The sequence below is a fragment of the Bacillus sp. M5A3_1b genome (assembly GCF_053345335.1).
In genome coordinates, this window is record NZ_JBKEZY010000005.1 from 16,110 (window position 1) to 31,878 (window position 15,769).

At 34.7% G+C, this 15,769-nt stretch carries 13 protein-coding genes and 2 pseudogenes; 9 read left to right on the forward strand and 6 right to left on the reverse strand.

Annotated elements, in window-relative coordinates; translation table 11 throughout:
- Positions 1-7: 7 nt before the first annotated feature.
- A complete protein-coding gene (gene ilvA / locus ACLBWW_RS15095; RefSeq protein ID WP_098049288.1) occupies positions 8-1,270 on the forward strand; it encodes a threonine ammonia-lyase IlvA in 1,263 nt (420 codons plus the stop codon).
- A gap of 79 nt (positions 1,271-1,349) precedes the next feature.
- On the opposite strand, the gene ACLBWW_RS15100 is transcribed toward ilvA, so the two are convergent.
- Both ACLBWW_RS15100 and ACLBWW_RS15105 read right to left on the reverse strand, forming a co-directional pair.
- Entirely contained in the window at positions 1,350-1,577 is a 228-nt protein-coding gene (locus ACLBWW_RS15100; protein ID WP_098049287.1) for a hypothetical protein, read from the reverse strand.
- 52 nt (positions 1,578-1,629) lie between these two features.
- Entirely contained in the window at positions 1,630-2,733 is a 1,104-nt protein-coding gene (locus ACLBWW_RS15105) for a CapA family protein (protein WP_447614109.1), read from the reverse strand.
- 215 nt (positions 2,734-2,948) lie between these two features.
- Here ACLBWW_RS15105 and ACLBWW_RS15110 point away from each other — a divergent pair, with 215 nt between their 5' ends.
- The 3 genes from ACLBWW_RS15110 to ACLBWW_RS15120 all read left to right on the forward strand — a co-directional run bounded on the left by ACLBWW_RS15110 (position 2,949) and on the right by ACLBWW_RS15120 (position 5,919).
- The gene (locus tag ACLBWW_RS15110; RefSeq protein ID WP_098049285.1) at positions 2,949-3,665 is read left to right on the forward strand and encodes a DUF554 domain-containing protein; all 717 of its coding nucleotides are present in this window, start codon (positions 2,949-2,951) and stop codon (positions 3,663-3,665) included.
- A 20-nt stretch (positions 3,666-3,685) separates the two neighbouring features.
- Positions 3,686-4,537, forward strand: coding sequence for a GNAT family N-acetyltransferase (locus ACLBWW_RS15115; RefSeq protein ID WP_098221737.1), 852 nt, complete (start codon positions 3,686-3,688; stop codon positions 4,535-4,537).
- Positions 4,538-4,704: 167 nt separating this feature from the next.
- Positions 4,705-5,919, forward strand: a complete 1,215-nt coding sequence (locus ACLBWW_RS15120; RefSeq protein WP_048543276.1) for a multidrug efflux MFS transporter — start codon at positions 4,705-4,707, stop codon at positions 5,917-5,919.
- 52 nt (positions 5,920-5,971) lie between these two features.
- Here the strand turns inward: ACLBWW_RS15120 and ACLBWW_RS15125 are convergent, their stop codons facing one another.
- Positions 5,972-6,733: a DODA-type extradiol aromatic ring-opening family dioxygenase gene (locus tag ACLBWW_RS15125; protein ID WP_447614110.1), complete on the reverse strand. Its 762-nt coding sequence runs from the start codon at positions 6,731-6,733 to the stop codon at positions 5,972-5,974.
- A 204-nt stretch (positions 6,734-6,937) separates the two neighbouring features.
- Here ACLBWW_RS15125 and ACLBWW_RS15130 point away from each other — a divergent pair, with 204 nt between their 5' ends.
- From ACLBWW_RS15130 to ACLBWW_RS15150, 5 genes are all read left to right on the forward strand, one after another.
- Positions 6,938-7,861 carry an alpha/beta hydrolase gene (locus tag ACLBWW_RS15130; protein WP_048543274.1) on the forward strand — a complete coding sequence of 308 codons (924 nt, stop codon included), beginning with the start codon at positions 6,938-6,940 and terminating at the stop codon, positions 7,859-7,861.
- 55 nt (positions 7,862-7,916) lie between these two features.
- Entirely contained in the window at positions 7,917-8,522 is a 606-nt protein-coding gene (locus ACLBWW_RS15135) for a pentapeptide repeat-containing protein (RefSeq protein WP_098068174.1), read from the forward strand.
- An 81-nt stretch (positions 8,523-8,603) separates the two neighbouring features.
- On the forward strand, positions 8,604-9,248 hold the full coding sequence (locus ACLBWW_RS15140) for a LytTR family DNA-binding domain-containing protein (protein ID WP_098078308.1): 645 nt from the start codon (positions 8,604-8,606) through the stop codon (positions 9,246-9,248).
- Positions 9,249-9,375: 127 nt separating this feature from the next.
- Complete coding sequence (locus tag ACLBWW_RS15145) at positions 9,376-10,890, forward strand: acetyl-CoA hydrolase/transferase family protein (RefSeq protein WP_098068176.1); 1,515 nt, start codon at positions 9,376-9,378, stop codon at positions 10,888-10,890.
- 211 nt (positions 10,891-11,101) lie between these two features.
- On the forward strand, positions 11,102-11,560 hold the full coding sequence (locus ACLBWW_RS15150; protein WP_223265751.1) for a GNAT family N-acetyltransferase: 459 nt from the start codon (positions 11,102-11,104) through the stop codon (positions 11,558-11,560).
- Here ACLBWW_RS15150 and ACLBWW_RS15155 read toward each other — a convergent pair.
- From ACLBWW_RS15155 to ACLBWW_RS15165, 3 genes and pseudogenes are all read right to left on the reverse strand, one after another.
- A pseudogene (locus ACLBWW_RS15155) lies at positions 11,555-13,639 on the reverse strand (Tn3 family transposase); the annotation flags it as partial. The gene ACLBWW_RS15150 and the pseudogene ACLBWW_RS15155 sit on opposite strands and share 6 nt — an antisense overlap.
- 340 nt (positions 13,640-13,979) lie before the next feature.
- Positions 13,980-14,690 (reverse strand): DUF6843 domain-containing protein, encoded by a 711-nt coding sequence (locus ACLBWW_RS15160; protein WP_098338417.1) that lies wholly within the window; start codon positions 14,688-14,690, stop codon positions 13,980-13,982.
- A gap of 424 nt (positions 14,691-15,114) precedes the next feature.
- A pseudogene (locus ACLBWW_RS15165) lies at positions 15,115-15,412 on the reverse strand (hypothetical protein).
- Positions 15,413-15,769: the final 357 nt, after the last annotated feature.

The following is a 15,769-nucleotide window of genomic DNA, read 5'->3' on the forward strand; positions in this document are numbered from 1 at the left end:
ATATGAAATGGTGCAAAAGGTAAAGGAGAGAGTGAAAATTGAAGATATCTTAATGGCACATAATTGTATGAAAGATATCGTTATTAAAACACCGTTACAACGTGATACAGTTCTATCTGAGAAATATGATTGTGACGTTTATGTAAAACGAGAAGACTTACAATTGATTCGCTCTTTCAAAATTCGTGGTGCGTACAATTTAATTCAAAGTTTATCAAAAGAACAATTACAAAACGGTGTTGTTTGTGCAAGTGCTGGTAATCATGCGCAAGGAGTTGCTTATACGTGTAATTTATTGAAGATTCCGTCAAAAATCTTCATGCCAACAACGACGCCGAAACAAAAAGTATCACAAGTACAATTTTTCGGTGGTGATTTTGCAGAAATTGTATTAGTTGGTGATACATTTGATAGCTCTTTCCAAGAAGCACAGTGCTATTGTGAAGAAAATAGAATGACGTTTGTTCATCCGTTTGATGATCCGTATGTAGTTGCTGGTCAAGGAACAGTGGCAGTTGAAATTATGCATGATATGGAGAAACCAGTGGATTATATCTTTACAGCAATTGGCGGTGGTGGATTAGCATCAGGTGTTGGTACATATGTAAAAGGTGTTAGTCCTGCTACAAAAGTCATTGGTGTAGAGCCAATGGGAGCTGCATCTATGAAAGAGGCTTTTCTTCAAAATGAAAATGTCGCGTTAGAGAAAATAGATAGTTTTGTTGATGGGGCAGCTGTCAAAAAAGTAGGGAAGTTAACATTTGAAACGTGTAAAGATGTAATTGATGACATTGTTTTAGTACCAGAGGGGAAGGTTTGTACGACGATTTTAGAACTATATAAGAAAAATGCAATTGTAGCTGAACCGGCGGGTGCACTATCTATTGCAGCGCTTGATTTATATAGAGATGAAATAAAAGGTAAAACAGTTGTTTGTACGCTAAGTGGTGGAAATAACGATATTGATAGAATGCAAGAGATGAAAGAACGTTCGCTCATTTACGAAGGATTAAAGCATTATTTTATCATTGAATTTCCGCAACGTTCCGGTGCGCTAAGAGAATTTCTTGATAAAGGATTAGGGCCAGAAGATGATATTACGCGCTTTGAATACATTAAAAAGCATAATAAAGAAAATGGTCCAGCATTAGTCGGGGTAGAGTTAAAACATAAAGAAGATTATGAGCAATTAATTACTCGTTTTAAAGAAAATAATATTCAATTTATGGAGCTTAATAAAAATCCTGTTTTGTTTGATTTGCTTATTTAATAGAAGGAAAGAGTTAGCATCCAAATAAAAAAGATAGATACAAGCAAGGGAAATTCTGCTTGTTCTATCTTTTTTATAGTTAAACTATATACTTTCCATATTCAAGAAGGATAAAGCTAGTTAACCAAAAGAGTATCGCAATACGAATGATTACATACAGAGTAAATTCAAAGGTAGTAAGTTTTCGTTCTCGTTTTATTCTTTTTAGAAGCCTAACAGAGAAAAGTGAACATAAAAGTAGAACGGCTATAGATATTTTATAAATATTCTCTAATAAACTTACATTTTCTAATAAGTCTTTCAGCATGTTCATCACCTATTCTGTAAAGTATGGTACAGAGAAATCGATCTTGTTCTATCTAGCTTCGTTTATTTTTTATATTCCCTGCATCATCAATTTCTACATCAGTTGAAATTGTTTGTAAATATTGTAGAGCTTTTCTCTTTTCCTCCTCATTCACAGGGGAAACTTGGTTGTTACGAATGATGTAAGGATTGAATGACATTTGGACATCCTTTCCTTTAAAAGTTAAAGTTAATATGCCAGTTTCGGCGCTTTTCCCACTTACATAACTTGGGAATAAAAAGTTTCCTAATGAGTAAGCGATAGGAACGTTATTATAATATTCAAACCCTTGTAACCAATGTGGATGGCTTCCGACAATCGCATCGGCTCCGGCTGTAACCATTTTATTTACATATTGTTTTTGATAATCTACCGGACGGTTTGATTTTTCAACGCCCCAATGCATATAGATGATTAAATAGTCTACATCTTTTTTTTGCTCTTTAATTGTTTTTGTTACGAGATTTAAATCATATCCGTTCGCAACGCCAGGTTTATTGTCACCAGCTACCCAATTCGTATCAGGCATAAATCGAACGAAGGAAAGAAATTTGAACTTTTTCCCTTTTACAGTCATTTCTCGTGCAGTATATGCATCCTTTGCATTCTTTCCAGCTCCAATGTAAGGCAACTTTAATTTTTCTACGTGAGAGATTGTATCTAATAATCCCTCTTGCCCATAGTCAAGTGTATGATTATTCCCGATATTTACGATGTCATATCCGGTTTTTTTTATAGCTTGAAGCGTGGATGGATCACTTTTAATCCAAAACAGTTGTCCAGGAGCTTTCTTTTCTTTCGTTGTAAATGCTGACTCTAAATTAACGAAAGAAATATCAGCTTTTGTTATTTCTTCTTTTACATGTTGGAATGGATAATCAGCCCCGTTTTTTTCAATTACAGGACGTAATTGCCAATCGAACATTGTATCACCAGAGAAGGTGAGTGTAATTTCCGGGTCCTCTATTTTCTTTTCACTTGTTGAAGCGGTTTTACTAGATTTGTTTTGCAAATCGGGTTTGTCTTTCGCCTTTGAAGTAAAAGAGTGGTTAATTAATACAACAATTGGTGTAATACAAAAGGCTATTAACAAAAATCGTTTTAGTAAAGTTTTCATAAATACCTTCCCTTTTGAATTTATACCGCAATTTTTAGGCAATAAGACTTATGTTAATTAAAGTTTCGCATTATGTATAACTACAAAAAATTGCGTTTATGTTGCGGAAAATATTTGTTAATATTCTCAATATTAAGTTAACATATAGATAACCTGTAAATCAATGAATAAACCAAAATATAGAAATAAAGAATTCGAAGGGTGAAGAATGAGAAATGGTTATATTAGGAGCAGTTGTAAATGGGGTTTGTATTATATTTGGTACTTTACTAGGAAAATTATTTAGTAGAATTCCAGAAAGTATGAAGGGAACAATTATGCATGCAATCGGTTTAGCGGTTACTGTGCTTGGACTTCAAATGGCATTGAAAAGTGAAAATTTTCTTGTTGTCATACTAAGTTTAGTGATTGGTACCGTCATCGGGGAATGGCTACAATTAGAGGGAAAGTTAAAACAGTTAGGAGATTGGCTAGAAAATAAAGTTGGATCGAAAGGAGAAGGGAGCATATCAGAAGGTTTTGTAACAGCTACTTTAATATTTGCAATTGGTGCGATGGGCATACTTGGTGCACTCGACAGTGGGATTCGCGGAAATCATGATATTTTATTTACAAAGGCGATTATCGATGGGTTTATTTCTATTATATTAACGACAACTTTAGGAATTGGCGTAGTATTTTCGGCGATTCCAGTTATTTTATATGAAGGAGGGATTGCGGTTTTTGCAACACAAATTAATAGTTTGGTCCCGAAAGAATTAATGAATCAATTTATAGTGGAAATGACAGCTACAGGTGGTATTATGATAGCCGCTATTGGATTGAACTTACTTGGTATTATTAAAATTAAAGTGGCAAATTTACTGCCAGGTATATTGGTAGTTGGAATAATTGTTTCACTTATTTACGGTTACGGTTTAATAGTAAAGTAGTAGGGGATGGATATATATATATGGAGGAATTTCAATATACAAAACGTGTTCATAACATATTGAAGATTGCAGCAGAAGAGGCGGGAAATAATATTATTCAATCAACTCATCTGTTTATCGGAATGAGTAAAGAAGGCACTGGAGTTTGTAGCGAGTTGTATATGTATTTGTTTCGTAACTTGGGTACGGATTTTTTAGAAAAATTTTCAATACGAAAACAATACGATTCACCGTATCAAGAGTATAAAAAAATAGGACAATATAAGGTATCTTATAAGGTGCTAGAAATTTTACAAATAGCGAAGAAACGTATGGAACGTTTCCAGCAAGTAATAATAAATGAAGGGCATGTTATATATGCGCTATTCTGCACGGATACGTTTATTGGAAATGCACAAATACAAAAAGATATATTACGTATTATAGCTGAGCCAAGAGATTTGGCGGTCGATCTAAAATATTTTGTTCCTACTTATAATCATTTAATTTGTACTGTTAGAAAGGCTAGCCCTTCTGATTTTGAAAAATTAGCAAGTTTTGTTAATGAGGAATTTGGTGAACGTTGGTTACATTCAATAGAGTATGGATTTCGTACATATAAAGAAAATGTCCCTATTTATATAGCAGAACAAGAAGAAGTGATAGTAGGTTTCGCTTGCTATGATGTAGTGAGAGGAAAGAAGGGATTGTTTGGTCCAATGGGCACAGCGAAACAAAATCGCGTGAAAGGTGTAGGGAAGCAATTGTTACATCGTTGTTTACATAGTATGAAGCAAGAAGGATATGAATACGCAATTATTGGACAAGCAGGTCCGATTGAGTTTTATGAGCGATGTTGTAATGCGCGTTTAATACCGTTAGAGAATAAGTAACCAACTCCATATATGGGAGTTGGTTTTTTTATGAAAATAATGTAGAGACGTAGTGGTTTTCACTAGAAAATAGCGGGTTTTGTAGTAAATCTTACAAATAAAGCAAATTACTAAACTTTTTACAAGAAAGGGTGTAGAATGGGTATCTAAAGAAAGAAGGTGTGAAAATGGCCAGCTGGAAACGAAATTTAATGATTTGTTGGCTAGGTTGTTTTACCACTGCAGCCGGTATGAGTTTAGTAATTCCTTTTTTATCTTTTTATATTGAGGAATTAGGAGTAACTGGCACTTCTAGTATTGCACAGTGGTCGGGACTTGCATTTGGTATAACATTTTTAATGGGTGCGATCGTATCACCAATATGGGGAAAGCTTGGTGATATACATGGACGGAAATTGATGCTGATTCGTGCGAGCCTTGGTATGGCGATTATTATGACGCTTATGGGGTTTGTAACGGATGTGTATCAACTAGTCGCACTAAGGTTTTTGATGGGAGCAGTATCTGGTTTCCTTTCAACGGCGATGACATTTATTGCAGCAGAAACTCCGAAAGAGCATTCAGGTTGGGCAATTTCCACAATTTCAACTGGGGGCGTGAGCGGTTCTTTACTTGGCCCGTTACTTGGAGGATACTTGTCTGAGTTAATTGGAATGCGCCATGTTTTTCTTGTTACAGGAGCTTTTTTATTCCTTTCTTTTCTCATCGTTTTTTTCTTCCTACATGAAGAGAATCACTTCGCTCAAGCAAAAAAAGTACAACCGAAAAAAGTATGGACAATGGTTCCAGCAAAGCATTTAATTATTAGTTTGTTTGTAACGACATTTATTATTCAACTTGCGAACATGTCAATTCAACCTATTATTACATTGTATGTAAAGAATTTAGAAGGACCAGGAACAGCTCATATTGAAATGATTGCAGGCGCAGTCATGTCTGCGACAGGTTTAGCTATTATTATGGCAGCTCCTAAGTTAGGGAGATTATCAGATCGTATTGGACCTCAAAAAACGTTAGTTGTGGCATTATTTGCGGCAGGAATTATTTTTATTCCGCAAGCATTTGTAACCTCAGCTTGGCAACTATTAATTCTTCGCTTTTTATTAGGTATCGCACAAGCAGGATTATTACCTTCCGTACAAACTCTACTAAAACAACATACACCAACCCATGTAACGGGAAGAATATTTGGGTATAATCAATCGTTTCAGTTTTTAGGAAATATGATTGGACCAGTACTTGGTGGACAAATTGCAGCTCATGCAGGCTTCCAATATGTTTTCTTCTCTACTTCATCACTATTATTTATTGCGTGCATTTGGGTTTATTTTCACAATAAGAACGAAGAGGTATCAGAGAAACGACATTTGGAAGTTAGTTAACTAAGTGAATGAAAAAGAAAAGGATGAAGCAATGATTGCTTCATCCTTTTCTTTAAAATTGGAGACAAAGATAGCTTAATGTACCAAGCTCGTAACTGCGGTGAATGACTTCACCGTTATTTTCACCGCTTCCCATAGCGATAAATAAAGGAACAAAATGCTCTGCTCTTGGTACTGCTAATTGTGTATGAGGGGCATTGTCCTCCCAATTAAATAATGCATCTTTATCAGTAGTCTGCATATGTTTAATAATCCAATCATCAAATTCAATTGCCCATTGTTGGGGTGTAGTTTGATTCCATTTTAAAGCTCGTAAGTTATGAACGGTAACACCGCTCCCGATTACTAAAATATCTTCTTGTCCAAGTCCTTTTAGTGCTTCGCCAATCTTAAATTGCTCTTTTGCAGCAAGGAATGGATTGACTGATATTTGGACAACAGGAATATTTGCTTCTGGATACATGCGATGCAGAAGAGTCCATGAGCCATGATCTAAACCTCTCGTCATATTATGATGGACTGGAATACCTTTGTTTTTAAATTTTGTTTCTAACATAGATGCAATGTTAGAAGAGCCTTTCGCACGATATTTGATTTCGTATAACTCAGGAGGAAAACCTCCAAAATCATAAATTGTTTCATATTCGTTATCTGATGAAGAAATCGTTAATACTTCGCTTTCCCAGTGAGCGGTGAAAATAACAATTGCTTTCGGTTTGTATGTTTCGCCAAGTGTTTTTAAAAACCTTGTATAGTCTGTATCTTGAATAGCGAGCATCGGTGATCCGTGTGCTAAAAATAATGATGGCATCATAATAGAAACCTCCCAAAAATATAATAATTACTTTATGTAAGTAACTATATAATTTTATTTTCTGTTCGTCAATATATTAGTTTAAGAGCTAATTGGAAAAGTGGGTTATTTGTCATAATGAAGGCAATTGCATATAATACATAATAAGAATAATGAATGGATATTCATTTTTTGATATACATAATAGAGTTGGGGGCTGACGAAATGAACGTACAGGAAAGTTTCGTTACGGCATTGGATGGATCGGAAATTTATTTGCGTAAGTGGTTACCAGAAGGAGATCTGCGAGGGATTATTCAAATTGCACATGGTATGACAGAACATGCAGGTGTTTATACAGACTTTATTGCTGCCTTATTAGAAGCAGGGTATGGTGTTTATGCGCATGATCATAAAGGTCATGGGAAAACAGTGAAAAGAGAAGAAGATTATGGTCATTTTGAACCAGATGTAGGTTGGAGTGAGGCTGTGTCTGATGTTATTTTTGTATCAGAAACGATAAGAAAAGAGCAGACATGTCCGTTGTTTTTACTTGGACATAGTATGGGTTCTTTTTTATCAAGACGTGCTGTACAACTTAAAGGTGGATTATATGATGGATTCCTTATTTCAGGAACTGGTGGGAACCCGGGATTGTTAGGAGTCATTGGTCATAAAGTAGCGACAATCGAGATGAAACTACGCGGGGAAAAAACGAAAAGTCCGATGCTAAACTTTTTATCTTTCGGAAATTTCAACTCACACTTTAAGCCAAATCGTACGAAATTTGATTGGTTATCTTCAGATAATAATCAAGTTGATAAATATATTGCGGATCCGTTATGTGGATTTATTTGTACAACAAGCTTTTATCGCGAATTGTTTTCCGGTGTATTAGAAGTAAATAAACTAGAAGAGTTTAAGAAAACACCGAAAAATCTTCCAATACATATTTTTTCAGGAGATCGTGATCCTGTTGGGGATATGGGGAAAGGTGTAAAAGAAGTATATGAAAATTATAAAAAATGTGGCGTGAAAGATGTAACGCTGCGTTTATATGAAAAGGGAAGGCATGAAATGTTCCACGAAGTAAATAGAGATGAAGTATTTCAAGATTTGATTTCTTGGTTAGATGGGCATATTGTATGAGAAGGAACCTCACTTTTTTCAAGTGAGGTTTCTTTGAGGAAATGGAGGAATAGTTATGAGTGAATTTGTAAATAAAGAGTATATAGAAATAGATTTTCAAGATGTTTTGATTAAAGAAGAGGAATTGAAAAATTGTACCTTCATAAAATGCTCTTTTAGAGGGGTAGATGCAACGGAAGTTTCTACTGAAAATTGTAATTTCATAGAATGTGATTTTACCGGTGCTCTATTTAACGCTTCTATCCATCAAGGAACTACATTTGCAAATTGTAAGTTTGTTGGTGTGAATTTATTCGTATCGAAGTTTGAAGAATGTAAAATGACTGGCTCTGATTTTGAAGAAGCGAATTTAGACGGAATAACTATAATATCGGGCGATTGGTCATATACGAATTTAAGGTTCGCGAACTTAAGTAAACAAATGTTAAAGGGTATACGTTTAATTGAAGCTGACCTATATGAATGTAATTTAGAAAAAGCAGATTTACGTGAAGCAGATTTAACAGGTGTACAACTAGGGAAGGCGAAACTTAGCGGTGCAAATTTAAAAGGGGCGATAGTTGATAGAATTGATTTTACAAGTTTTGATTTGAAAAATGTGAAATTAGATATAGCGCAGGCAGTTGCAGTAGCAAGATGTTATGGGGCTAAGGTGAACTAAATTGTTTGTAAAACCGTTCAAATTGTTGAACGGTTTTACAAATCATAATAGTAGTATAATAGTGAATGAGGTGTTAATAATATGGAAGATAAAACATTAGGTATACTACTAGATGTTGTTGGGGAATTATTTTCAGATGAAATATCAATCGCTGTTTCGAACACGAAAGAATATATTTACTATCGGCCAAGTAAACGAATTGATTTAAAGATTAGCGCCGGGAATCCCATTAAGGAAGGAACGATTGCTCATAAAGCAATGGTAACGAAGCAAAAAGCCTCTGAGTTTATTAACCGAGATGTTTTCGGTATTCCTTATCATGGAATGGCCGTACCATTTTCAAATAATGGAAAGATTGAAGGTTGCGTGACGGCAATTTATCCCGCTTTAACGGATGGTAAGTCAGTCGTTACTTTAAAAACAACAGACGGATGGATTCCAGTTCCTTTTGCAAAGGTCATGTATTTAGAGGCTAAAGATAAAAAGACATATGTGAATTCAGAAGAGTTAACAGGAACGCATAAATACTCTCTACAAGAATTCGAATACTTGCTTCCGAAAGATTCGTTTATTAGATGCCATCGTTCCTTTATTGTAAATGTTAATCATATTAAAGCGATTTATCCTGATACCCATTCTACTTTTTTACTTTCTATGGATAACGGAGAGATGGTACCAGTAAGTCAATCATACGCCAGCTATTTTCGTAAGCTTCTAGGATTCTAAAATTTTCTGCTTTAGAACCTAGATTCGCTGTTTTATCTGAATTTTCGGCATTGTGTAAGAAAATCCCTATTTTGATGGTGTTAATGTGTAAAATAATTATGAATATTCATTGGGAGAGGGATTACATATGGAGAATAATTTAGATAGAATTAGGGATCAACGATTAAAAGATCGAGTAGTTACACCTGAAGAAGCAGCTTCATGGATTGAAAGTGGAATGACTTTAGGATTAAGTGGATTTACACGTGCTGGTGATGTAAAAGCAGTCCCATTTGCACTTGTAAACCGAGTTAAGAATGATAAATCTTTTAAAGTAAATGTTTATACAGGGGCTTCCTTAGGTTCGGATGTAGATAAATTATTTGCTGAGGCAGGAATTTTAGGGAAAAGATTGCCTTTCCAAGCAGATGCAACTATGCGAAAAGGAATTAATAACGGGGACTTTTTATTTGTGGATCAGCACTTATCTCATACAGCAGAGTTACTTCGTGCTGACGTTATGGATATAGATTTCGCTATCTTGGAAGCGGTTGCGATTACTGAAGATGGAATAATTATTCCAACCACTTCAATAGGAAATTCCTTAGCATTTTCCTTAAATGCTAAGTCCATTATTATTGAAATGAATATGGCCCAATCTGCGCAACTAGAGGGGCTGCATGATTTATATGAACCAGGTAAACAAGGGGAAAGGCTCCCAATTCCGCTCGTAAAAACGAATGATCGAATTGGAACAATTGGAATCCCGATTGATGCTGAAAAAGTGAAGGGGATTGTGTTTACGAATCAACTGGATTCACCATCGACAATTGTTCCTCCAGATGAAGAAACTGTTATTATGGCACAGCATTTAATAGAGTTCCTTCGAAAAGAAGTCGAAGTAGGTCGATTAACAAATCGTTTAGCGCCGCTACAATCGGGAATTGGTTCAGTTGCCAATGCAGTTCTTCATGGAATGCTAGATTCGGAGTTTGAAGATTTAGAAGTGTATTCTGAAGTTTTACAAGATGCGGTCTTTGATCTAATGGACGCTGGGAAAGTCAATTTTGCTTCCTGCTGCTCGATCACGCTTTCAGAAGAGAAAATGCAAAAAGTATTTTCTAACTTTGAAAAATATCGTGATAAATTAATGATGCGCCCGCAAGAAATTTCTAATCATCCTGAAATCATTCGTCGCCTTGGATTAATCTCAATTAATACTGCTTTAGAATTAGATATATATGGAAATGTTAACTCTACTCACGTTTTAGGTACGAAAATGATGAATGGTATTGGTGGTTCTGGTGATTTTGCGAGAAATGCCCGACTAGCTATCTTTGTTACGAAATCGATTGCGAAAGGCGGTAACATTTCAAGTATCGTTCCTTTCGTTTCACATGTAGACCATACGGAACATGATGTAGATGTTATCGTCACTGAACAAGGGTATGCGGACTTAAGGGGACTAGCACCAAGAGAAAGAGTGGAGCTAATTATTGAGAATTGCGTACATCCAATGTATCGTGACCAACTAAGAGCTTATTTCGAAGAAGCACAAACAAGAGGTGGACAAACTCCTCATGTTTTAGAAAAAGCTTTTTCTTGGCATACGAATTATGCTAAAAATGGAACAATGCTTGAAGAGGTAGTAGAAACTGTTTAGAAGTGCAAAAATGATTCTTAATATAATATGCCATAAAGGTTAAAAGAAAAAGAACGCCAATTTGCAGGAATGGCGTTTTTTCTTTTAAAAAATTGTTACCTATTATGAGGAATTATAAAAGTAATCTCTTATTTACGGAAATAAGAGGTTTTTTTAATTACTTTTCGAATCATTTTAATAGTTTATATATCAAAGGTGAGGAGAAAGAATCATGAAGATAAGAAAAGCATTATTAAGTGAAGCAAATGAATTAAGTGAACTCGCACTACATTCAAAAGCAACATGGAACTATAGCGAAGAATTCATACTTGCTTGTAAGGAAGATTTAACAATTACCGACGAGTACATAAAAAACAATTTTGTATATGTTTTAGAAAACGATAATACGAAGATTGGTTTTTTCTCATTTTTACGTAATGATAGCGCTCTTGATTTCCTGTACATTCATCCTCGTTACAAAGGAAAAGGGTACGGGAAAATACTTTGGGAGTATGTATTAGAAAAAGCAAATGAGCTAGGAATAAAAAGTTTTACAATTGATAGTGATCCGAATGCAAAAGGGTTTTACTTGAAGATGGGAGCAAAGTTAATAGGGGGTACAGCCGAGATACGTGTAAAAATAGGTCATAGCCTTACTTTTATTTCCAACTATGACCTGCTTCTTTTATAGAGGTATTTCTTCTTCTATTGGATGAGGGATCTTTTGTAAGTCAATTACATAATCACCAAATCGTTTTATATGTCTAGTTATATAGGGACTTAGCCTTTCTAAATCTTGACGTGAAAAGCGATAATCTTCATTTTTTAGTTGCCATAAAATTGTTGTGATATCTACTACATTTTGAAAAATTACAGAATTGGTGATTAACTCATTGTATTTTATACGTATTTCTTGTTCGATTGGATCATTTTCCGTAATAATACCATCGCCACCAAAGAACAGCCATTTCGAAAATCCATTATAGGCTTCGACTTTATTTGTACTAGCTGTAATTTGTTCACGTAGTTTCATATCCGAAATATATTGAAGAAGGAATATTGTCCGAATTACCCTTCCAAGCTCTTGAAATGCTTGATATAATCGATTTTTCTTGCTATTACTGCTTAATTTTCTAAGAAGTGTCGAAGGTAGTATTTTCCCCATTTTAATAGAAACAACTACTTGAAACAGGTCTTTCCAGTGGGTTTCAATCAGCCTCCAATCAATTACATCTTTAAATAAGGGGTCTATATGTTTATACTGCGAATGTTTATCTGGACGGAAAAATTTTAAATCTTTCCAATTACGAATTCTAGGCATCAGTTGAATTCCTAATAGATAAGATAAGGCAAATACAGGGGTGGACTGTCCTTGTGTATCCGCATGAAGGGTATCTGGTTGAATATCAGATTTATTTTTTAATAATCCATCAATAATATAGATTGCTTCCCAAACACCGCAAGGAATAAAATGACTAAAAAGAGCAATATAATTATCCGCAACATGATGATAGGCCAAAGCTCCATACCCACCATAACGAATATGATATTCTGATATTAAATTTTCTGTGTACATATCATGTTTTGTTCCATCAGCTGCAGCTATTTTCCCCGTTCCCCATAGTTTTGGTAAACTAAATGTATGATATTGATTTAAAACGTCCTGAAGTGCTGCATTTAATCTTGGAATATGAATATGTCTGCGATTCACAAAAGAAAGCATATGAGGTGTAATCGTATTACGCATATGTTTAGCTGTTTGTGTAGGACCTAAATTACATCCATATCCAAAGGTAGTCACAATGTAACGCTCCGTTGGATCTTCTAGTTTAGAATCTGAACCAGATAAAGGACCAAAATGTTTTGTCCAATGAGTCCAATGTTCTACATTACAAAGGATATCTAATACCGTTCTTTCAGGTAAGCGTTGTATAATTTCTTTTTCCAACAATTTGCTACTTATAGACACAGTTTTTCGTACAAAGCGTTTTAAAATGGGTTCCCCATCTTCTGTTATCATAACCTGGCCATGATTCGGATAATTTAAATCTACCGTATTCGCAACAGAAGTTAAGTTCTGTTTCAGTTGTTTAACAAATTGAGTAGGAGAGGAAGGGAAGTTAAGTTCTTTACAATATTCTTTAACTAACGGTTCACATTCTTCCCAAGATAATAACTGTTTCCTATAATCAGCGTATTTTTCAGAACCTTGTACACTCACATCACCTGTCTTTAATTCTGAAGCTAAATAGGAAAATATACAGATTTCAAGCCGTTTACGATACAATAAATTAGAACCTTTTCCAACTCGAAGAGTTTGTTTCCATTGCTCGTTAGCAAATGATAAATCAATACTAGTAGGAAGGTGTTCTACCCTTCGATTTTCATTTAACAATAAAAATTGTAACGCTTTTATGAGAGAATCATCCTGAGTTGTTGAATCTAATTTTAATAATGAAATCAATCGAAATAAGGTCTTTCTATGACTGTTATAAAACTTTTCTAGTAGAGGAAGACAGTTATTCCCGTTATACGAAGAAAGGGCTAAACAATCTTGTTGTAAAGAATCTATACCACCCCTTCTTTCGAATAATTCTGTTATTTCACTTCCTATTATATTTGTATCATCATGCATATGAGTCGTATGTAAAGCTTCACTCAATATAGAAATAAGATTTTCACTTATCGAGCGCTGTTTTTCTCGCAAAAGAGCTAATTCTTCTTTTCCCTTTTTATGTATCCTAGCAATCCTTTTTAAAAACATATCTATGCTAACCAGGCTCTTTCAGGATCTTGTCAAAAACGGACGAAAAGCACGAAGGTATAAGTGTCGTACGCCGTTCGATATCCTTAGTATCACTCAAGAATGTACGAAAAGACTTCACAAAGCCGTATAAAAAATACGAAATCCAGAGAGTCTTATTTTTTAAACTTGATGGCTATGGCCCATATGGACAGCTTATTTACATAATTATCGTTAGCGGAAGTTCCATTTTTCAAAACGACTCCATTAAATATGATTGGATGTATAAAACACATTAATAAAGAATTATACTTGACTTTGGTCTACCGCAGATGCTTTCTCTTAATCATCGATATGAATAAATGACTTACTTATGATCAATTTGTAGTTGTTGTTTTTCGTTAAAACACATTGAGAATTGTGGATGTTTTTCTGCTTCTTTCTTTGTTCCTATAAAGAATTGCGAATATGTCAATCCAGCTTGCGATGATACTGATGTATTGTGAATATCTTTGCCTTCTTCTAACCTCTTAATTTGGTTTCCGCTTTTGTCTACATAATAGTATTTTACATTACCCCATCCAGAATCAAGGTCACTTTTCCTACCAATCCTTTCATTCGATGATGTTTTTAATAGTCCATCTTTAGTTACTTGATATATAATTTTCTTATCTTCAATTTTTAGGGGTGGTGCATCCTTGATGTTATAAAGGACACCCACACATCCTTTGTAACCATCAGGTATTAAAAAGACCTTCTTAGCGAAAGAATTATACATATCATATATCCAAGCAATAGGGGTACCTAGTATGATAACAGACAAAGAAAAGGCTATTCCTGCATAAGCATATTTATTCTTACGGATAAAATACCATGCCAAAAATATAAACAATAAGAAAAGTGGTATTGCTTGAATGAAGAGAACTCCTTTTAAAAAATCAAGTTCAGTACTGTCTGGAGGGTCTGTTGTCATCCCGCCTATAAACAATGCTAATGGAGCTGTGATGAGATTCAATCCTAAACTAAGATAAATCAATAACAACAGGTTTTTATTTTTATTTTTTGGTACTTCATCCATCCGAATTCCTCCTACACTTAATTCAATGAAATTCATGTTGCACCGTAAATCCTATCCCATTTTGAGGGAGACATGATCTGCTCTCAATATTTTTTCTTTTTAAGCCGATAAAGCCCTTCAGATTGGTTCCCAGTGCAATCAAATTCATAACGATATAGATACTTAGGGAAGTAACCTGATTTGGAATCAAATTAGCAAGGTTTGCCCAAAGTAATGCAATGCTTGCTAGCCATTTTAAACGGATGATATAAGACCAACCTGTTCACTTCCCTTTTCCTAATTGTACCATTTGGGGCAATCGATTTGTTAGGATTTTTGAATGTATATTCTATACATGCTCGGTTAACATAACGTCTCATTATTGATAGCAAGAAAAAAGTGGATCCCTACTCTCACAAGGAATCCACCTATTCATTATATGCTTCTATATTTGTTTTGTTTTCTTTGCTAGTGCCAACTTCAAAAAAGCTGCAAGTAGTATGAGAAGCGGTATTCCCCGAATGAAGAGAAATCCTCCCTAAAAATCAAGTGCAGTACTATCTGGAGGGGCTGTTGCCATCCCGCCTATAAAAAAAAGCCATTGGACTTGTGAGTAGATTTATCCCTAAACAGACCATTATCAACGATAGGTTTTTAGCCTTAATTTTTGGTGAACCAGACTTAAAAAATAAGAATATTGCAGTACCGAATATAAGAAACAGTGTTACATAAAAATTTAACATAATATCCCTCCATGACTTTTTTACAAATGGCTGTATTTACGTCTGCATACAGTAATTTTAGAATGGCTTATCTGTTCACTAAACAAAAAACATAAGAGGCCTCACCATACATGTCCATCTCCCGAAAAGAGGGAATAAGAAAAAATAACGTTTTTTTGTACTTAGGGGTAGTGAAAATTCTTAAGTTGATGGCGATGTATGGTGACCCCTAATACAACGATTATTGTATTTTAAATAAGGAACGACTTCTCACAAGAGAGTCCCTTTTTCATCTTTAAAAATGGTAAAATGTAGTTTAAGGAAGGGTAAGAATGAAAAATGAACATAGGGGGATTTAAATAAGGGATGGGAAAAAAC